The following is a 19,437-nucleotide window of genomic DNA, read 5'->3' on the forward strand; positions in this document are numbered from 1 at the left end:
GATCAGGCGCGAGAGGATGTCGCGGCCGAGATGGTCGGTGCCGAGGAGATGCGTCAGGCCGGGCGCCTCGAAGCGGTGGGCGAGATCGACCGCGAGCGGATCGTGAGGCGCCGCGAGCGGCCCGACGACGGCCAGGAGCACGAAGCCCGCGGCGAGCCCGCCCGCGACGGCAACCGGCCCGGGGCGGGAGAGACGAAGGCCGGCGGCGCTCACGATGCCCATTTTGCACCCTCCTGTCCGAGGCGGATGCGCGGATCGAGCCAGGCATAGGCGAGGTCGACCGCGAGGTTGCACAGCACGAACACCACCGTCATCACCAGGGTGAAGCACTGGATGACCGGGTAGTCCCGGTCGTAGATCGCCGAGACGGCGTAGCGGCCGACGCCCGGCCAGGCGAAGATCGTCTCGACCACGAGCGCCCCGCCCAGAAGCTCGCCGACATGCATGCCCGTGGCGGTGACGACGGGCACGAGGGCATTGCGGAACACGTGGCGGCGGGTCACCGCCCGCTCCGGGAGGCCGCGCAGCCGGGCGTAGAGCACGTGGCGCGCGCCCGCCGTCTCCAGCATGCTCGCCCGCAGGAGCCGGGCATTGACCGAGAGCGACATCAGGCCGATCGCGAGCGCCGGCATGACGAGGTGGAAAGCCGTGCCGCTCCCCATCGGCGGCAGCCAGCCGAGGGACACCGAGAAGGCGGCGACGAGCAGGAAGGCGACCCAGAAATTCGGCAGCGAGACGCCGAGCACCGCGATCCCGCGCACCAGCCGGTCCTGCCAGCCGCCGCGATGCCCGGCCGCCCATGCGCCGAGCGGCAGGCTCAGCCCCACGCTCACGACGAGCGCCGTCCCGGCGAGCTGGAGGGTGGCGGGCAGGTAGCCGAGGAGGTCCGGCAGAACCGGCCGGCCCGTGGCGTAGGAGCGGCCGAAATCTCCCTGGAGCGCCTGCCGGAGCCAGTCGAGGTACTGGACGACGAAGGGGCGGTCGAGGCCGAGCATCGCCCGGGCATCGGCGATGGCCGCATCGGTCGGCGGAACCTGCGACAGGCGCAGGTAGTCGAGGGCCGGATCGCCCGGCCCCAGCCGCAGCATGGTGAAGACGAGGAACGAGACGCCGAGCAGCATCGGGGGGATCAGCGCCAGGCGGGCGGCGGCGAAGCGCAGCATCAGCGGCCCGCCCCGGCCGGACGCATCGCCGCGAAGGGGATCTCGTTGAGCGTCGCGCCGAACCGGACGCCCGCCACCGTGGGGCGATGCACCGCCATCGCCACCGCATGGGAGATCGGCAGGTACACCGCCGCCTCGTGGAGCGTGGTCAGGAGCGTCGCGTAGAGCCGCCGGCGCTCCGCCGGGTCGGTGGCGGCGAGCGCCGCCGTGATGGTGGCGTCGATGGCGGGCTTGTCGGGCAGGCCCTTCTGGGCCTGGTAATCGGCGTGCGAGGGCGCCCGCATGGCGCTGATGAAGGAGGCGGGATCGTAGGGCGGGCCCCAGGTCTCGCCGAAGATCAGGCCGAAGCGCCCGTCCTTCTGGCGGGCGAGGATCGCGCTCTCCTCCTCGCCGACGAGGCGCACGGCGATGCCGATGCGGGCGAGATCGGCCTGCACCACCTCGGCGATCGCCTTCTGCTGGGCGTTGGTGCCGACGAAGTCGAGTTCGAGGCTGAGCGGGTGCCCGGCCTTCGCCCGCATTCCGTCGCGGCCCCGGGCCCAGCCGGCCTCGTCGAGGAGGCGTTCGGCCGCTGCCCGGTCGAAGCGGTAGGGCGTCAGCCCGACATCGGCATACGGGACGGTCGGCGCGAACAGGGTGTCGGCGCGCGGCTCCAGGCCGTCGAGGACGGTGCGGACCAGGGTGTCCTTGTCGACGGCGTGGTTGATCGCACGCCGCACCGCGGGATCGTCGGTGGGAACGCGCGCGGAGTTCAGCGCGAGAACCCGGGTGGCGAGCGGCGCCGAGACCGCGGCGGAGAAGGCCGGGGCTTGGTTGCGCAGGCGCAGGAACGCCTCGGACGGGATCTGCCCGGCGGCGCCGTAGACGAGATCGACCTCGCCGGTCTGGAGCGCGATGGCACGGGTGTTGGGATCGGGAATCACCTTGACGACGAGGCGCGCGAAGGCGGGCTTGCCGCCCCAGTAGGTCGGATTGGCGGCGAAGGTGTCGGAGATGCCGAGCCGCGTCCCGATCAGGCGCCAGGGCCCGGTGCCGATCGGTGCCTTGATCCCGTTGGCCGTGGTGCCGCCCGGACCCATGGCGGCGGGCGAGACGAAGCGGAAGGGGCGCGGCAGCGCGAGTTCCCTCAGCGTCGGATCGTGGGCGGCCTTGAGCACCAGGCGGACGGCGAGGGGCCCGGTGACCTCGACGCGGTCGATCTGCCGGGTCAGGTCGAGCCAGTCGTGGCGCGAGCGGTTGGCCAGGATCGCATCGAAGTTCGCCTTCACCGCCGCCGCGTCGAACGGCGTCCCGTCGCTGAAGGTCACGCCGGGGCGCAAGGTGAAGTCGTAGGTCCGCCCGTCCTGAGAGATCGTCCAGGCGGTGGCGAGCCAGGGGCCCACCGTGCCGTCGGCCCGGATCGTCACCAGCGGCTCGTAGACGCTCGCCTGGGCGAACATCTGGTTGGGCGCGTAGAGATGCGGGTTCAGCGGGCCGACATTGGTCGGCCAGGAGAAGGTGAGCGGGGGACCGGCCGGTTCGGCGCCCGCCACCGGCGTGACGGTGAGGTGCGGGACGGCACCGGCCAACAGCGCGGCGACGGCGAGGCTCGCCAGCTTGGGCATCGGGCTCCTGGTATGATGAATGAGAGAAAAGCTCCTACCGCTTGATACGGGAGCGGCGCCGGATCGGCCAGGGAGGATGTCCGGCTTTTCCGTTCTGGCCTTCGGCGCGGGGCTGTCGGACCCGCGCCGCCATAGCGATGCCCCGGTATCGAGGCGCTTTTTTCGGGACGGGCTTGCGCGAGCCGTGGCGAGGGGCGCGTCGGGTCAAACGCCCGGATCGTTCTCCAGCCGGATCGGCTGCCCGTGCGGGGTCGCCGCGGCCGCCCGGGCGAAGGCCGCGCGGCGCGCGGCCAGGGCTGTCGCATCGGTCAGGCCGCGTTCGGCGAGCAGGGTTTCGATGGTGTCGAGCCACAGCGCGTAATCGGCCGGACGGTCGCCGGCCCGGCCGAGGGCCCGCGCCCAGTCCGACCAGGTGAACAGGCCGGCATCGTGCAGCGACACCACCAGAGCGAAGGTCTGCGCCTCCCAGGGGGCGGCGAAGACCGGGGGCTCGGGCGGACGGCTCATCGGCGGGTGGCTCACGCGGCGCTCGCCCGGGCGGGGTCGAGGTAGCTCTCGAAGGCGTTGACCGAGACGGAGAGCCCGGGATCCGCGTCCTCGCCCCACAATTCGATGGCCGAGAAGCGCACCGTGTAGAGCCATTGCGGCGCCTCGCCCGCGAAGGCGGCGTTGGAATCCGGGAAGACGAAGCCGCCATGGACCCGCTCGACCGTGCCGGTGCGCCCGCGGACGTAGCGCGGCAGGCGGGTATGGCCGGTCGGGTTGACGACCTTGGCCCGCACCTCGTCGCCGGGGGCGAAGCGGGCGGGATGCGTCACCGGGCGGTCGCTCGGGAAGCCGCGGGCAAACAGCGGCGCCACCTCCTCGGCCTTGAGCACCCGGGCGACCGGGGCCGGCGGCGTCATCGCGGCGCCGGCCGCCAGCTCGCCCGCCGTGACGAGGCCGTGCTGCTGCACTTGGCGTTCCAGGGCCCGGAACCAGATCCGGTAATAGCTGGAGGTCAGGTACTCGCCGGGCGGCAGCGATTCGCGGGCGGCGCGGCTGGCATCGAGGTTCCAGGTGCCGGTGAGCCCCATCGCCATCGCCAGGGCGAAGACCCGCTTCTCCCACGGCGCGTGGAACCACGGCTCGTCCGCCTCCAGGCCGAGCGGGCCGAAGCCCTGCATGCCGCCGAGATCCTGTCCGCCGTTCATGCCTGCACCACCTGGTCGGGGCTCAACGGGAGCCCGGTGCCGATCATCGAGTCACGGGTGACGAGGTCGGCCAGCGCCGCCTCGTCGAGATCGTCGGTGCCGGGCGGGCGCATCGGTAGCACCATGTAGCGCAGCTCCGCGGTCGAGTCCCAGACCCGGATCCGCGTTTCGGCCGGCAGCACCGTGCCGAACTCGGCGAGCACTCCCCGCGGATCGATGACGGCGCGGGAGCGGTAGGGCGGCGACTTGTACCAGACTGGCGGCAGGCCGAGCACGGGCCAGGGATAGCAGGAGCAGAGCGTGCAGACGACGATATTGTGCTCGTCGGGCGTGTTCTCGACCACCACCATGTGCTCGCCGCCGCGCCCGCCGACATCCAGTTCGCGCATCGCCGCGCTGCCATCCGCCAGGAGGCGGGCCTTGAAGGCGGGATCGGTCCAGGCCCGCGCCACCACCCGGGCGCCATTGTGCGGCCCGACCTTGGTCTCGTAGGTCTCGATCAGCGCGTCGAGGGCCGCCGGATCGACGTACCCCTTCTCCACCAGGATCGATTCGAGGGCGCGCACCCGCAGGTCCATCGGCGACAGCTCGCTGCCGTGCGGATGATCGTGGGCATGCGTGTGGTGGTCATGCGTGTGGTGGTGATCGTGGTGGTGATCGTGGTCTTGCGCCATCTCTGCCCTCCCGTAAGCCGCAAGGATACGCGCGAGGCCCTCACGCCGCCACCGTCACGGACGCACGGCCGGGCTCTCCACGGGCAGGGGGGCGGCGCGCTGCATCAGGTAGAGGGTGAGCGCCACCGCCTCCGCCGAGCCCGGACTGAGCGGCTCGGCCCGCATCCCGGTGAGGCAGTTGCGGAAGCGCCGCTCCAGCGAGCCGAGATCCTGCCATTCGAGCCGGTAGAGCGGGTAGCCGGTCGGATGACCCTGCGGGATCGTGCTGGCGCCGAGGCGCCGGCCCCACTGCGCGTCGTGGCAGGCGGCACAGGAGAAGCCGAGCTGGCCCATCGGCGTCGTGAACAGCCGCCGCCCCTCGGCCCGGGCCGGGGCGAGGCGGGAATCGTCCGGGGGGGCGATGGCGCTGCCGCGGGAGAGGTGGCCGAGATAGGCGGTGAGCGCCAGGAGGTCGCGGCCCTCCCGCGGCAGCGGCGTCGCGGCCTGGTGGCGGGTGCGGCAGAGGGTGATCCGGCCCTCGAGATCGACCGGCTGCGCCGACGCCGCATCCCAGGCCGGGTAGCGGGCGCTGACGCCGCGCAGCGACGCCTCGCTGTGGCAAGTGGCGCAGGCCGGCGCGCCGGGGGAGGGCGCGCGGGCGAACGAATCCGCCCCATCCTGCACCCAGAGCATACCGGGATTGGCGGTGTCGTCGGCCTGCATCGCCCGGGTCTCGGGCGCCATCTGGTCGAAGCCGGAGCGGCGCTCCGCGGGCGGTATCTCGTCGGCCGCAGCCGCGCCGAGGAGCAGGGCCGCCACGGCGAGGCCGGCGAGCATCCGGCCTCCCGGATTGCACCGCCCCCAGGGCGCTCTGGCGAAAATCCCTTTTAACATTGAGCGCGGGATCCCCTGGAGAGGGGAGACGCGCCAATCCTTCTCCCGGACAGCCCTGTACCGCCCCGAGGGGGAATTGCCGCGCGCCAGAGGCTTCGGTCCCGCCGTCATCCCCGCTCCCGCCTCGTTAGGACTCCGCTGACCAAGATGCGCTACAAGGCAGATCCCTCGCCCGGATCCCACCCTTGCGCTATCCGCCCCACCTGCTCGAAGAGATCCGCTCCCGCCTGCCGGCCTCCGAGGTCGTCGGCCGGCGCGTGCGCCTCAAGAAGGCGGGGCGGGAATGGCGCGGCCTGTCGCCGTTCAACGCCGAGAAGTCGCCGTCGTTCTACGTGAACGACCAGAAGCAGTTCTACCATTGCTTCTCGTCCGGCAAGCACGGCGATATCTTCACGTTCCTGATGGAGACCGAAGGCGTCTCGTTCCCCGAGGCCGTGGAGCGCCTGGCCTCCGAGGCCGGGGTGGCGCTGCCGGCGCCGAGCGAGGCGTCGCGGGAGAGCGAGACGCGGCGGCGCGGCGCCCTGGAGGTGATGGAACTCGCCTGCACCTTCTTCGAGGAGCAGCTGGCCGGCCGCGCCGGGGCCCGCGCCCGCGACTACCTCGCCGGCCGCGGCCTTGCCGGCGAGGTCCGTCGCACGTTCCGCCTCGGCTATGCGCCGGCGGAGCGCTACGCGCTGCGCGACCACCTCGCCGCCCGGGACGTGCCGGCCGCGCTGATGGTGGAACTGAACCTCCTCACCACCGGCGACGACATCAAGGTCCCGTTCGACCGGTTCCGCGACCGGGTGATCTTCCCGATCCGCGACGTGCGGGGGAAGGTGGTGGCCTTCGGTGGCCGCGGCCTGAGCCCGGACGCCAAGCCCAAATACCTCAACTCCTCCGAGACGCCGCTCTTCCACAAGGGGCGGATGCTCTACAACCACCATGCCGCCCGGAAGGCCGCGCACGACACCGGGCGGGTGATCGCCGTCGAGGGCTATGTCGACGCCATCGCGATGACGCTCGCCGGCCATCGGGAGGTGGTGGCCTCGCTGGGCACGGCGCTGACCGAGGATCAGCTCGCCCTGCTCTGGCGCATGGCCGACGAGCCGATCCTGTGCTTCGACGGCGACGGCGCCGGGCGGCGTGCCGCCTACCGGGCCCTCGACGTGGCCTTGCCGGCGCTGCAACCCGGGAAATCCCTGCGCTTCGCCCTGATGCCCGAGGGTCAGGACCCGGACGACCTTTTGCGCGCCGGCGGTCCCGCGGCCATCGACCGGGTGCTCGACGGGGCCCGGCCCCTCGTCGACGTGCTGTGGTCGCGCGAGACCGAGATGAGCCCGGTCGATACGCCGGAGCGCCGGGCCGGCCTCGCCCAGCGCCTGCGCGAGATGGTGAACGGCATCCGCGACGAGACCCTGAAGCGCTACTACCGCGACGACGTCGAGGCCCGCCTGCGCTCCCTGAGCCCCAATGGTGGTGCCCGGCAGCAGGCTGGGGGCGAGCGCCAGTACCGGGAGCGCACGCCCTTCGTGCCACGGGGCCGCGGCGCTGCGCCGGCGCCGGTCTCACCGCGGTTCACCTCGCGGGCGAGTGAACGCCTGACTCGCTCGTCGCTGTTCGCCGGCGGCTCGTCCTCGCGCGAGGCGTTGATCGTCGCGGCGCTCCTGGTTCATCCCGCATTGCTGGCCCGCGAGGCCGAGGAACTGGCCGAGGTCGCGTTCGAGGGGGCCGATGCCCGCTCCTTGCGTGGCGTGCTCCTCGATTTCGCGGCGGAGGGCGGGGCCGACGACACAACCCTCCTCGACGCGCGGCTGGAGCGGGCCGGTCTCGCGGCGGCGGCAGGCCGCATCGCCGGCTTGGTGCGGCCGGGCGACCGCTGGATCCTTGATCCCCATGCCGATCCGGTGCGGCTGGAGGACGCGCTCCGGCAGGCCGTGATCTTGCACCGCAAGGCCGGAACGCTACATAGCGAACTCCGGGCCGCCGAACGCGCCCTGGCGGAAGAGGAGACGGAAGCCAATTTCGCGTGGCTGCGCGACGTGAAGGCCCGGCTCTCCGTCGTGGCGGGCGCCGAAGGCGAGGCGGACATGGCCGAGGACACGGAATCGCCCTGACGCAGGCGCGGCTTGCGGCTTTCGTCCGGACTGGTTAACGGCAAGTCGATCGAATGGCTTGCATATCTGCGTGAGATCCTGGGGCGGCTCGTGCGCCGTCCGACGAGACATCACGGTGCCGGCACGGCGGGAGGGTCCCCCGCCCGGGCACTGCCGACACCGGGAAGCATAGGCTGAGCATGGCGACGAAGGCAACGGAACGAGACGAGACCGAGGCGGCCCCCGAGCAGCAGACCGACGGCCCGCTCCTCGACCTGACGGATGCCTCCGTCAAGCGGATGATCAAGCTCGCCAAGAAGCGCGGCTACGTCACCTATGACGAGCTGAACGAGGTGCTGCCGCAGGAGGAGTTCACCTCCGAGCAGATCGAGGACGTGCTGGGCCAGCTGTCGGAACTGGGCGTCAACGTGGTCGAGGCCGAGGAGGCCGACGACCAGCAGGGCGAGAACGCCCCCCAGGAAGGCGCCGAGGAGGAAGAGGCGAGCGAGGGCGGCGAGGTGGCCGAGGTCGCCGCCGCGCGCCCGGTCGCGCTCCGGGCCGAGACCGCCAAGGAGCCGACGGACCGCACCGACGATCCGGTCCGGATGTACCTGCGTGAGATGGGCTCGGTCGAGCTTCTCTCCCGCGAGGGCGAGATCGCGATCGCCAAGCGGATCGAGGCCGGGCGCGAGGCGATGATCGCCGGCCTGTGCGAGAGCCCGCTGACCTTCCAGGCCATCATCATCTGGCGCGACGAACTCGTCGACGGCCGGGTGCTCCTGCGCGACATCATCGACCTGGAAGCCACCTATGCCGGCCCGGACGGCCGCGCCGGCCCCGCCGAGGGCGAGGTCGAGGCGGACGGCGACGAGGAAGCCGAGGGCGAGGTCCCGCCGGAAGGCGAGGGCGACGAGGACGACCTCGAGAACAACGTGTCGCTCTCGGCGATGGAAGCCGAGCTGAAGCCGCGTGTGCTCGAGACCTTCGACGCGATCGCCGAGAATTACCGCAAGCTGCGCAAGGTCCAGGCCGAGCAGGCCGAGACCCGGCTCAAGGGCGCGGCGGCGTCGGAGTCGCAGGGGCAGCGTTACGCCGAGCTGAAGAACACCGTCGTCGCCGACGTGAAGTCGCTGTCGCTGAACGCCAACCGCATCGAGGCGCTGGTCGAGCAGCTCTACGACATCAACAAGCGCCTGATCTCGCATGAGGGCCGGCTGATGCGGCTCGCCGAGAACCACGGCGTCGCCCGCGACGAATTCCTGCGCCACTACCAGGGCTACGAGCTGGATCCGCACTGGGTCGAGCGGGTGGCCAAGCTCGGCGGCAAGGGCTGGAAGAACTTCACCGAGCGCGGCGCCGTCAACATCCTGACCTTGCGCGAGCAGATCATCTCGCTTGCCTCCGAGACCGGCCTGGAGATCCAGGAATACCGGAAGATCGTCCACATGGTCCAGAAGGGCGAGCGCGAAGCCCGCCAGGCCAAGAAGGAGATGATCGAGGCGAACCTGCGGCTGGTGATCTCGATCGCCAAGAAGTACACCAACCGCGGCCTGCAATTCCTGGACCTGATCCAGGAGGGCAATATCGGCCTGATGAAGGCGGTGGATAAGTTCGAGTACCGCCGCGGCTACAAGTTCTCGACCTACGCCACCTGGTGGATCCGGCAGGCGATCACCCGCTCGATCGCCGACCAGGCCCGCACGATCCGCATCCCGGTGCACATGATCGAGACGATCAACAAGATCGTCCGGACCTCGCGCCAGATGCTGCACGAGATCGGCCGCGAGCCGACCCCGGAGGAGCTGGCCGAGAAGCTGGCGATGCCGCTGGAGAAGGTGCGCAAGGTCCTCAAGATCGCCAAGGAGCCGATCTCGCTCGAAACCCCGATCGGCGACGAGGAGGATTCCCACCTCGGCGACTTCATCGAGGACAAGAACGTCGTCCTGCCGATCGACGCGGCGATCCAGTCGAACCTGCGCGAGACCACCACCCGGGTGCTCGCCTCGCTCACGCCCCGCGAGGAACGCGTCCTGCGCATGCGCTTCGGCATCGGCATGAACACCGACCACACCCTCGAGGAGGTCGGCCAGCAATTCTCGGTGACCCGCGAGCGCATCCGCCAGATCGAGGCCAAGGCCCTGCGCAAGCTCAAGCATCCGAGCCGGTCGCGGAAGCTGCGGAGCTTCCTCGACAACTAGAGCACTGCCCGATCACGTTGCAATCGGGCGGTGCTTTAGGGCTTTGATTTTGCCGCATTTTCTACGACGAACCAGTATCCACTTCGTCGGAAAACGCTCTAGTGGTCGAATTTTGTTGACGGATACCAACCGTGCTGACGCGACTTCGAATTGAAAATTTCAAGAAGCTCAGTGCGGTTGATATCGAATTGGGTGATGTTGTTGTTTTAATCGGACCAAATAACAGCGGTAAAACATCTGCTTTGCAGTCGCTGCTGTTGTGGTCAGCCGGTGCGAAAGAGTGGGCTGGCCAAAGGAAGTCGGGCGCGCCTGATAAAAGGCCAGGCGTTACTATGTCGCGGTTAGGACTGACGCAGATTCCTCTTAGAGATGCGAAGCATCTCTGGCGCGATCTTCATGTCGTTAATGCTTATAAAGATAACGGAAAATCGAAAACAGATAGAATATATTTGAAAATTATCGTCGAAGGTGAGAATGATGGTAAGAAATGGGAGTGTGGATTAGAGTTTTATCACGCGAATTCAGAATCATTCTATTGCCGTCCTATTAAAATAGGTGATAGTGAAGGTGGCGGCAATGGGATATTAGTCCCAGATGTTGCCCGCTCGATCAATATAGCGCTCCTTCCGCCCTTATCAGGCTTGTCTTCTGAAGAGCCGGAACTCCAACCAGGTCGTATATCGGTTTTACTGGGCGAAGGTCGCTCGGGTGAGGTTTTGCGAAACCTTTGTTTAAGGGTTTGGGAGGCAGATACGGGAAATTGGAATAAAATACGACAATATTTAAAGCAAATGTTCCATATTGAAATTGGCGATCCCGTGCGTGATTCGGTGCGCGGTGTAATCGATTTATTTTATAAAGAAAGAGGCGTTGAGCTTGATATTACAAGCGCCGGCCGCGGGTTCCAGCAAGTTCTTCTTTTACTGTCTCACATGATTAGCAATCCAGGCTCGATTATTTTGCTTGATGAACCGGATGCGCACCTTGAGGTTATTAGGCAGCGGGAAGTTTATTCTGTAATAACTGGGGTTGCTCGAGACTATGGAAATCAATTGCTCATCGCAAGTCATTCAGAAATTGTCATGCAGGACGCTGCCGATCGGGACCTTTTAATCAGCTTTGTCGGCCAGCCTCGTCGTGTCGATGATCGCGGTTCACAAGTTGCAAAATCTCTAAAACATATTCGAGCAGATGATTATTATCAAGCTGACCGTCGTGGCTTTGTTTTGTATTTAGAAGGCTCGACAGACTTGTCAATAATAATGCAAATTGCGGATCTTGTCAATCACCCAGTCTCTGAGCTTCTTAAGGATCCATTCGTGTATTATGTTGGAAATGTCGCCACAAAAGTAAGTGAGCATTTTTTCGGGTTGCGGTCTGCGATTCCTGGGCTGAAGGCTTTCGCGCTTTTTGACAAACTTGATCGTAGTCTTCCAGATGGCTTCGCCGTTCCATCACACGTCTGGAGGAGGAGAGAAATTGAAAATTATATAGCAACAAAAGAAATTTTGATGAGGTTTGCGGCCCAGGGGAATCTAAGCGATTTAGTAGAACGTGCTCAATCACTTGCACAGCAAGAAGCGATGCGTCAAGCTATTAGCGATATAGAAGGTGCACTAAAAACCCTTAGGAAGAACCCGTGGGACGATAATATTAAAATGTCTGATGAAGTTCTCAGCCCCTTATTTGCCAGCTATTACGAAAAATTAAACATAAGCAACAGAATAAATAAAACGAATTATCATGTATTAGTTGGTGCTATGAGGCCAAATGATGTGCATGAAGAGTTTATTGAAGCTTTAGATAAAATTTATAAGTATTTAAAATAAAAAGAAAAACTCCATAAATACATGATTTGTGGGTATTTATTGACACTCGATGCATCCATATTTGGGTTATTTCTGAAACTTGTCATCCGCTGCGACGCGAGACCGCCACAACCAGAACGGTTAAGCGCGTTCGATGCATGGAGCCTTCCGTAAAAGAAGCGGCGCGCGTTCCAAGCTGGCCAACGCGGCGAGTGTCCCGACGTGCGCGGTCGCCCCAGAACAGCTCAACGGGTAAGGTCCACGGGTGGGACGACCGCGTTCCTCATTAACGGCCCGACAAGGCCGGCCGATCGGGGTCACGCCCGCGGCGGCGCCACGATCCGCGCCACGGCGCGCCGCACCAGCGGCAGCACGAGCAGCAGGGTCGGAAAGGCGACGAGCCAGGAGAAGCCCTAGGCCTGCGGCCAGCGCCACAGCGCGTCCGGCGTGGCGCCGAGGCTGAGCAGGGTCGCGATACCGGAGACGACGCAGGTCATGATCACGGAGAGCAGGAACGCCGTGACGAGCGGCGCGTAAGAGGCCGGGAGACGTCGTGAGGATGAGCGAGAGAGCATGACACGTCTTTCGATACGGGCAGCCAGCCCGGACGACGCAAACCGCACCCGTCCGGTGGAGGCCACCCAGGGAGCGCGTTGCTTGACGTGAGACGCTTACGGCCGGTTGGGACCGATGCTCCGCGACGACCGTAGCGCTATCAGACGCAAGGTTAGATGCCAAGGCCACCGTCCTTGCCAAGCCCGTCGCCGGTGGGCCTGCCGCTTGCGGCCAAGCCTTGCCGTCGCGCCGGGCAGCGCCCATGTCACGCCCATGTCCGATCAGCCTCGCCACGCCCCCGCTCCGATGCCCACGGCCGCGGCGGATGGGTCGGAGGCGAGCGACATCCCGATCGGCCTGTTCCGCGACTGCGTGGCGCTCCGCGACTGGCTGCTGAGTGAAGGCGCGCGGCTGCCGGAATCGGGCGATCTCCTGGCCGGCATGGCCGAGCGGCTGAACGCGCTGGGCGTCCCGGTCGACCGGGCGACCACCGCCATCGATGCGCTGCATTCCGACTATTCCGGCGTCGGCCGGTTCTGGACCCGGGAGGACGGCGTCAGCTTCCGCCTCTTCCCGCATGGCGAGGCGACCGAGCAGGCGCTCGCCCGCAGCCCCTTCGCCCATGTCTATGCCACCGGCGAGTGGCTGATCCTCGACCTGCGCGACACGCCGGACGACCGCTTCAGCATCATCCCGGAGCTGAAGACCGCAGGCTACACCCATTACATCACCGTGCCGCTGTTCTTCACCAACGGCACCCGGAACGGCGTCACCTTCGCGACCCGCGATCCCCGCGGCTTCGGCCACGACGACCTGGCCATCCTGCGCTTCATCGTCCCGACCCTGTCGGCGGTGATGGAGATGCGCGGCCTCAACGCCCGGCTCGATCACGTGCTGCGGGTCTATGTCGGCGACGGGCCGCACCAGGCGATCCTGGCCGGCTTCATCCGCCGCGGCCAGGTCGAGCGGATCCGCTCGGCGATCCTCTTCGCCGACATGCGCGGCTACACCCACCTCACCGACGCGCTCACCCCGGAAGCCTCGGTGGAGTTGTTGAACACCTATTTCGACTGCCTGGTGCCGCCGATCGAGAGCGAAGGCGGCGAGGTGCTGAAATACATGGGCGACGGCCTGCTGGCGATTTTTCGCGAAAGCGGCGACGATCTCGGCGGTGCGGCGCAAGGCGCGCTCTCGGCGGCGCAGGCCGCACTCCGCCGGGTCGAGGAGGCCAACCGCGCCGGGCGCTTTCCCACACGCATCGAGATCGGTATCGCGCTCCATCATGGCGAGGCCGCCTATGGCAATGTCGGCTCCGGCGCGCGGCTCGACTTCACGGTGATCGGCCGCGACGTGAACCTGGCGAGCCGGCTCGCCAAGCTCAACAAGGTCCTGTCCGAGCCGCTGCTGATGTCGAAGCCTTTCGTCGACTTCCTGTGGGGCGATCCCGAGCTGCTCGGCACCCACCCCCTCGATGGGATCGCCGAGGAGATGGCGATCTATCGCCCGGGGAAGGGTGGGTGAGCGAGGGTGGTTGACGAAAACGAGCCGGCTCGCCACATTCCGGCCGTTCCAGGGAGATCCCCGGCAAGGGGCTGAGACACCGCTGGACTGGAGGCCCTTCGGCCCCGGTCGGCGCGGAAATCCTTCGAACCTGATCCGGCTCATACCGGCGTAGGGATTGGACAGGCCCATGAGGGCCCCGCGCATCATCCGGCATTCGGGCGCAGTCCATTCTCTTCGGGCCACCGTGGAGAACGAGGGTGCACGCGCAGACGATCGGACGGCGAGGCGGACCGGGCGCGAGCCCCGGGGGCGATCGGCTGCCGGAGCGCGCCGACGTGGCGGTGATCGGCGCCGGGCTGATCGGGTTGTCGATCGCGTGGCGTCTGGCAAAGGCCGGTCTCGCCGTCGCGGTGATCGAGCGGGCCAAGGCCGGCGACGGCGCGAGCCTTGCCGCCACCGGGATGCTGGCGGCTGCCGCCGAGCACGAGCCCGGCGGCGAGGGTCTGTCGCCGCTCGGCCTCGCAAGCCAGCGCCTGTGGCACCCCTTTCGCGATGAGCTCGAGGCCGAATCCGGCCTGACCATCGATTACCGCCGCGAGGGCACCCTCGTGATCGCGCTTGGCCGCGACGAGGTCGAGCGCCTGCGCTTCCGCCACGACCTGCAACGCCGCGAGCACCTGAACGCCGAGTGGCTGTCCGGACCGGCGGTGCGCGCCCGCGAGCCGGGCCTGCGCCCCACCGTCACCGCCGGCCTGTTCTGCCCCGACGACCATCAGGTCGATCCCGCCCGGGTGATGGCTGCCCTGCGCCAGGCTTTTCGCGCGGCCGGCGGCCGGCTGATCGAGGAGACCACCGTCACCGCGCTCAGCCGCGAGGGCGGCCGGGTCACCGGCCTCGAGACCACGTCGGGCGCGTTGCGCGCCGGCACGGTGGTGCTCGCCTCCGGCGCCTGGGCCGGGGAGGGGAGCCTGGTCCCGGATCTCGCCCTGCCGGTGCGCCCGCTCAAGGGCCAGTCGATGGCGCTCCAGATGACGCCGCGCAGCGGCTCCCTCTCGCACGTGGTCTGGACCGAGCAGGTCCACATGGCGCCGAAGGGGGACGGCGCGCTCATCGTCGGCGCCACCGTGGAGGAGACCGGCTTCGATCCGCACCTCACTGCCGGCGGCCTCTACGCGCTGCTGGAAGGCGCCCGCCGGGCCCTGCCCGGGGTGGAGGAGATGCAGGTCTCCGGCGTCTGGAGCGGCTTTCGCCCGACCTCCGACGACGACGCTCCGATCCTCGGCGAGGCCCTGCCCGGCCTGGTGCTTGCCGTTGGCCACCACCGCAACGGCTACCTCCTCGCCCCGGTCACCGCCGAGGCCGTATCCACCCTGATCCTGCGTGGCGAGACGCTGCCGGTGGCCGCTCCCTTCGGCCTCGCCCGGTTCGCGGCGCGGACCTCCGGAGAATCCGCATGAAGCTCCTCGTCAACGGCGAGCCCCGGGACTGCGAGGCCGCCACCCTCGACGCCCTGTGGCGCCAGGAAACCGCCGACCTCGACCTGCCCGGGCCGCAGGGCTTCGCCATCGCCCTCAACGGCGCGGTGGTGCGCCAGCGCGACTGGGCAGGCACGGCGCTCTCGGACGGCGACCGCGTCGAGATCGTGCGCGCCATGCAGGGCGGCTGAAAATTGGATCGCTTTGGAGGAAACCCTATGACCGACACCCACGACGACCCGTTCGTCATCGCCGGCACCACCCTGTCCTCGCGCCTCCTCATCGGCACCGCCGGCTACCCGACGCAGGCGATCATGAGCGACGCGGTGCGGGCGAGCGGCGCCGAGGTGGTGACGGTCTCGATCCGCCGCATCTCGCTCCACGGACACGGCTCGGACACCGTGGCGCGGCTGAAGGGGGCGCGCTTCCTGCCCAACACTGCCGGCTGCGAGACCGCCCGCGACGCCGTGATGACGGCGGAGCTGGCCCGCGAGGCGCTTGGCACCAACTGGATCAAGGTCGAGGTGATCGGCGACCGCGAGACGCTCTATCCCGATGTCGCGGAGACGATCGAGGCGACCCGCCAGCTGGTCGATTCCGGCTTCGTGGTGCTGCCCTATTGCAACGACGACCCGGTCGTGTGCCGCCGGCTCGCCGATCTCGGCGCCGCCGCCGTGATGCCGATGGGCTCGCTGATCGGCTCCGGCATGGGGGTGGCCAACCCGGCCAACCTGGAGCTGATCTGCCGGCGCTCGCCGGTGCCGGTGATCGTCGATGCCGGCATCGGCACCGCCTCCGATGCGGTGATCGCCCTGGAGCTGGGGGCTGCCGCGGTGCTGCTCAACACCGCCGTCGCCAAGGCCGACGATCCCGTCGGGATGGCCCGCGCCATGCGCCACGCCGTCGAGGCCGGCCGCCTCGCGCACCGGGCCGGCCGCATCCCGCGTCGCGCCCGCGCCGAGCCGTCGAGCCCGCAACTCGGCCTCGTCGGCTCGTGAGCCTGCCCGCCCGCCTGCTGATCGTCACCGACCGGCATGGCTGCCCAGAGCCCCTGACCGACCGCGTCGCCGCCTGCCTCGCCGCCGGCGCGCGCTGGATCTGGCTGCGCGACCGCGACCTGCCCGCCCCGGAGCGCGCCGCCCTCGCCGAGACCCTGGCCGCGTCGGTGACGCGGGTGGGCGGGGCGCTCACCATCGGGCGCGACGTGGAGCTGGCGGCGCGGGTGGGGGCGGCCGGGGTTCAGCTCGGCGAGCCTGCTGCCGTGGCGCCGGCCCGGGCGCGCCTGGGGCGTGGCGCCCTGCTCGGCGTCTCGGCGCATTCTCTGGCGGAGGTGCGGGCGGCGCGGGAGGCGGGGGCGGATTACGTGACCTTGAGCCCGATCTTCCTGACCGCCAGCAAGCCGGGCTACGGGCCGGCCTTGGGGTTGGGGGTGTTGCGGGCGGCGGCGGCGGTGATGCCCGTGGTCGGGTTGGGGGGCATCGACGATGTCACGGCACGACGCTGTCGTGATGAAGGCGCAGCCGCCTGCGCGATCATGGGGACCGTGATGCGTGCGGAATGCGCGGCGCGGGTCATGGCTCGTCTCATGCGGGCGATGGCGATGTGACCAGGGGATTTTTGTGTCGGCGCATCGATGATGCCGCCGCGCGGTCCGCCGGGGCTGACAGGGTCAGACCGAGTGCCTTGCGCGTCGCGGGCAGGATCAGCGGCCGCGAGGAGGTCGTCCGGATCACGCTCAACTCGCCGCGAGGCGTTCCAGCCGCTCGACGTCGAGGAGGCGAACGCCGCCGGGAACGATCAGGATGAGATGGGCCCGATCGAGGCGGGTCAACATGCGGCTCACCGTCTCGATGGTTAGCCCGAGATGGTCGGCCATGTCCTGGCGGCCCATCGGCAGCTCGACCGTGACCGAGCTGCGGCCCGTCCGTGCGTAGCGGTTCCGCAGGCCGAGCAGGAAGGCGACGACCTTCTCCTCGGCGGTGCGGCGCCCGAGCAGCAGCATCTGGTCCTGGGCCAGCATCAGCTCGGCGCCGGTCCGCGCGTGCAGGCTCCGGAGGAGATGCGGCTTGGCCTCGAGCAGGGCGGCGAAATCCTCCCGTCCGAAGCGGCACGTCAGGACCGGGCCGAGCGCCTCGGCGGAGACGGCGTGGCGCTCCGCGAGGGCGAGGCCGAGGAAGTCGCCCGGCAGCGCGAAGCCCATGATGTGGCGCCGGCCGTCGGGCAGCAGGCGGGTGAGGCGCAAGCTCCCCTCGATCACGTTGTAGACTGCGTCGCCCGGCTCGTCCTGTCGGAACAGGGCCTGGCCCTTGTCGAGGGTCAGATGCTGGCTCAGCGCCTCCAGCTCCCTCAGCTCCGGCACGGCCAGGGCCGAGCAGACGCTGACCGGCCGCGCCGCACACTCGGCGCAGGGCGTGGCCGACCGCCCGCGGTGGCAGGCCTGCGCGGATCTCTCGATCGCTCGATCGCCCGAACCCGTATCGACCAGCATGCCGTGTCCTCTCCCCGGTCCCCCGTCCTCCCGAGGGTCGGGGAGCCTCGGCGGCTCTGCATTGATCCAGCGCAATCGCCCTGCACCCGCGCCCGCGGGACGAGGCTTTGCGGTGGATCAAGGCCGCTCCACCGGCCGCGGGTAAACCAAACCGGCCGCTGCATCGGGCCGGCCGATCGGAACGCGGGCCGCGGCGGCACCGTCCCGGCACGGGGAAGGCCGGGACGGAGGGCCCGCCGTATCGTGCGGGCCGGGCCCTTCTCGTCAGGGCGCCCGGCCCGTCTTTCAGCCCGGGGCGCGACGACTGCCCCGAACCCGCACGAGGCCGCTCCATGCCCCACCGAACCCTCCTCGACCTCCTCGCCGGCCGTCCCGTGCGCGGCGTGAGCGGCAGCTTCACCATCGCGAGCGTGTGCCATCGCCTGCGGGATTACCGCATCGGTGCCCTCGTGGTGGTGGAGGCCAAGCGCCTCGTCGGCATCATCACCGAGCGCGACATCGCCACCCGCGTGATCGCGGGCCATCGTGACCCGATGCTGACCCTCGTGCGGGAGGTGATGACCCGGGATCCGCAGACGATCGCCGCCGAGGCGAGCCTCGCGGAGGCGCATCGGCTCATGATCGCCGGAGGATTCCGGCATCTGCCGGTGATGCGTGGCGACGACGTCATCGGGATGGTCTCGCTGCGCGACCTGCCGGCGGCCGGAGATTCCTCCCTGCGCGACACCATCCGGGTTCCCGCCCTCGGGTGAGCGGGCTCCGCAGCCGGCCGGAGCGGTTGAGGCAAATCAACGACACGGTGGCGCCGGACGGTTATCTGCGGCGGGTCGGAGTCCAGGTCGACCATGCCACCACCGTCGGCCATGGCAGCACAGCCTGTCATGCCAGCCCCTGCGGGACCGCTCCTCGTCGTCGACGACGACGAGGCCGTGCGGCGGGCGCTCAAATTCGCCCTCGAGCTCGAAGGCTACGAGGTGCGCCTCTACGAGGATGGCGCGCACCTGCTCGGGGAAGCCGGGCTGCCGCGGGCGGGGTGCCTCGTCGTCGATTACCACATGCCGGGCATGGACGGGGTCGAGCTGGTCGGGCGCCTGCGCGAGCGCCGGGTCGGCCTGCCGGCCATCCTGGTGACCGGCCGGATCACCGAGGAGCTGCGCCTGCGCGCCGCCCGGGCCGGCTTCCGGCAGGTGGTGGAGAAGCCCTTCGAGGACGGGTCCCTGCTCGCCGGCATCAACGCGGCGCTTGCCGCCTCGTCCTGAGGCGCGCCTTCCCCGACGACACGGCGGCACTTCGCTGCCCGGATAGGCGACGGGCGCATCCGCCGTCTCTGCACTCCCGCCCTTCGGCGGCGGGAGGGCTATCCGGTGACAGTTCCGCTTAATATCAACGGTCGAAAGAAAACGACCTTTGGTTTCGGTCTCGAGTTTTCGTCGATCTTTTGGCTAGGATTCGGAAGATCAAGATGGTTCGTCGGCCCGAGGCGTCAGCGCCTGAGAGCCTGTTGGGCGAATTTTACTGACGAAATCTGACAGAAAGCAGTAATTGCCGACTCTCTCACATCATCCTGACGTGTGCGGTCGCGGGGAGCCTCGAAGGACGGCTCCGGACGTCTCTGTGATCCCTGGAGCCCTCAGCCGATCCTCGATCATCAACGGCCAGGGATGCCAACGCATCCGGCCGTTGACGGCAACTCGAATTATCGATGCCAGGCCAGAGGCCTGGCGAAAATTCGAGAACGCACCCAAACATCTCAGCAGACTTGCGTTGGCAGGCCAACGCTTCGTCCGCTTAGGGTCTTGTTTGATCGCAGATTTTTGCTGCCGAACCG

General features: G+C 68.4%; 17 protein-coding genes, 2 pseudogenes and 1 riboswitch. Of the genes and pseudogenes, 10 read left to right on the plus strand and 9 right to left on the minus strand.

Annotated features, from left to right (window positions below):
- The 7 genes and pseudogenes from nikC to soxA all read right to left on the minus strand — a co-directional run.
- A pseudogene (nikC, locus tag VP06_RS02070) lies at positions 1-222 on the minus strand (nickel ABC transporter permease subunit NikC); the annotation flags it as partial.
- Positions 210-1,163 (minus strand): nickel ABC transporter permease subunit NikB, encoded by a 954-nt coding sequence (nikB, locus tag VP06_RS02075; RefSeq protein ID WP_048462178.1) that lies wholly within the window; start codon positions 1,161-1,163, stop codon positions 210-212. The gene nikB and the pseudogene nikC, both read right to left, overlap by 13 nt.
- Positions 1,163-2,767, minus strand: a complete 1,605-nt coding sequence (gene nikA, locus VP06_RS02080; protein ID WP_048462179.1) for a nickel ABC transporter substrate-binding protein — start codon at positions 2,765-2,767, stop codon at positions 1,163-1,165. Before nikA ends, nikB begins: the two co-directional genes overlap by 1 nt.
- Positions 2,768-2,971: 204 nt before the next feature.
- On the minus strand, positions 2,972-3,274 hold the full coding sequence (locus tag VP06_RS02085; RefSeq protein ID WP_048462180.1) for a nitrile hydratase accessory protein: 303 nt from the start codon (positions 3,272-3,274) through the stop codon (positions 2,972-2,974).
- 11 nt (positions 3,275-3,285) lie between these two features.
- Positions 3,286-3,960, minus strand: a complete 675-nt coding sequence (gene nthB / locus VP06_RS02090) for a nitrile hydratase subunit beta (protein WP_048462181.1) — start codon at positions 3,958-3,960, stop codon at positions 3,286-3,288.
- A complete protein-coding gene (gene nthA, locus VP06_RS02095) occupies positions 3,957-4,634 on the minus strand; it encodes a nitrile hydratase subunit alpha (protein WP_048462182.1) in 678 nt (225 codons plus the stop codon). The genes nthB and nthA overlap by 4 nt, the downstream gene beginning before the upstream one ends.
- Positions 4,635-4,688: 54 nt before the next feature.
- Positions 4,689-5,450, minus strand: a complete 762-nt coding sequence (gene soxA, locus VP06_RS02100) for a sulfur oxidation c-type cytochrome SoxA (protein ID WP_048462183.1) — start codon at positions 5,448-5,450, stop codon at positions 4,689-4,691.
- 242 nt (positions 5,451-5,692) lie between these two features.
- On the opposite strand from soxA, the gene dnaG reads away from it, so the two are divergent.
- The 3 genes from dnaG to VP06_RS34280 all read left to right on the plus strand — a co-directional run bounded on the left by dnaG (position 5,693) and on the right by VP06_RS34280 (position 11,609).
- Positions 5,693-7,603, plus strand: a complete 1,911-nt coding sequence (dnaG, locus tag VP06_RS02105) for a DNA primase (protein WP_048462184.1) — start codon at positions 5,693-5,695, stop codon at positions 7,601-7,603.
- Positions 7,604-7,782: 179 nt separating this feature from the next.
- Complete coding sequence (rpoD, locus tag VP06_RS02110; RefSeq protein ID WP_048462185.1) at positions 7,783-9,780, plus strand: RNA polymerase sigma factor RpoD; 1,998 nt, start codon at positions 7,783-7,785, stop codon at positions 9,778-9,780.
- 131 nt (positions 9,781-9,911) lie between these two features.
- Complete coding sequence (locus VP06_RS34280; protein WP_156295414.1) at positions 9,912-11,609, plus strand: AAA family ATPase; 1,698 nt, start codon at positions 9,912-9,914, stop codon at positions 11,607-11,609.
- A gap of 296 nt (positions 11,610-11,905) precedes the next feature.
- Here the strand turns inward: VP06_RS34280 and VP06_RS02115 are convergent.
- A pseudogene (locus tag VP06_RS02115) lies at positions 11,906-12,163 on the minus strand (DUF2798 domain-containing protein).
- Positions 12,164-12,416: 253 nt separating this feature from the next.
- Here VP06_RS02115 and VP06_RS02120 point away from each other — a divergent pair.
- The 5 genes from VP06_RS02120 to VP06_RS02140 all read left to right on the plus strand — a co-directional run bounded on the left by VP06_RS02120 (position 12,417) and on the right by VP06_RS02140 (position 16,727).
- Complete coding sequence (locus VP06_RS02120) at positions 12,417-13,664, plus strand: adenylate/guanylate cyclase domain-containing protein (RefSeq protein WP_048462186.1); 1,248 nt, start codon at positions 12,417-12,419, stop codon at positions 13,662-13,664.
- Positions 13,665-13,705: 41 nt separating this feature from the next.
- Positions 13,706-13,839, plus strand: a riboswitch (TPP riboswitch).
- Positions 13,840-13,903: 64 nt separating this feature from the next.
- Positions 13,904-15,103 carry a glycine oxidase ThiO gene (thiO, locus tag VP06_RS02125; protein WP_048462187.1) on the plus strand — a complete coding sequence of 400 codons (1,200 nt, stop codon included), beginning with the start codon at positions 13,904-13,906 and terminating at the stop codon, positions 15,101-15,103.
- The gene (gene thiS, locus VP06_RS02130) at positions 15,100-15,312 is read left to right on the plus strand and encodes a sulfur carrier protein ThiS (RefSeq protein ID WP_048462188.1); all 213 of its coding nucleotides are present in this window, start codon (positions 15,100-15,102) and stop codon (positions 15,310-15,312) included. Before thiO ends, thiS begins: the two co-directional genes overlap by 4 nt.
- Positions 15,313-15,339: 27 nt before the next feature.
- Positions 15,340-16,119, plus strand: coding sequence for a thiazole synthase (gene thiG / locus VP06_RS02135; protein WP_048462189.1), 780 nt, complete (start codon positions 15,340-15,342; stop codon positions 16,117-16,119).
- Positions 16,116-16,727, plus strand: a complete 612-nt coding sequence (locus VP06_RS02140; protein ID WP_048462190.1) for a thiamine phosphate synthase — start codon at positions 16,116-16,118, stop codon at positions 16,725-16,727. The genes thiG and VP06_RS02140 overlap by 4 nt, the downstream gene beginning before the upstream one ends.
- 129 nt (positions 16,728-16,856) lie before the next feature.
- Here the strand turns inward: VP06_RS02140 and VP06_RS02145 are convergent, their stop codons facing one another.
- Positions 16,857-17,609 (minus strand): Crp/Fnr family transcriptional regulator, encoded by a 753-nt coding sequence (locus VP06_RS02145; protein WP_048462191.1) that lies wholly within the window; start codon positions 17,607-17,609, stop codon positions 16,857-16,859.
- 332 nt (positions 17,610-17,941) lie between these two features.
- Between VP06_RS02145 and VP06_RS02150 the strand changes: the two genes are divergently transcribed.
- Positions 17,942-18,361, plus strand: coding sequence for a CBS domain-containing protein (locus VP06_RS02150; protein ID WP_048462192.1), 420 nt, complete (start codon positions 17,942-17,944; stop codon positions 18,359-18,361).
- A gap of 129 nt (positions 18,362-18,490) precedes the next feature.
- The gene (locus VP06_RS02155; RefSeq protein WP_048462193.1) at positions 18,491-18,868 is read left to right on the plus strand and encodes a response regulator transcription factor; all 378 of its coding nucleotides are present in this window, start codon (positions 18,491-18,493) and stop codon (positions 18,866-18,868) included.
- The last annotated feature ends 569 nt before the right edge of the window (positions 18,869-19,437 follow it).

It is taken from the genome of Methylobacterium aquaticum (genome assembly GCF_001043915.1).
Classification (GTDB): Bacteria; Pseudomonadota; Alphaproteobacteria; order Rhizobiales; family Beijerinckiaceae; genus Methylobacterium; species Methylobacterium aquaticum.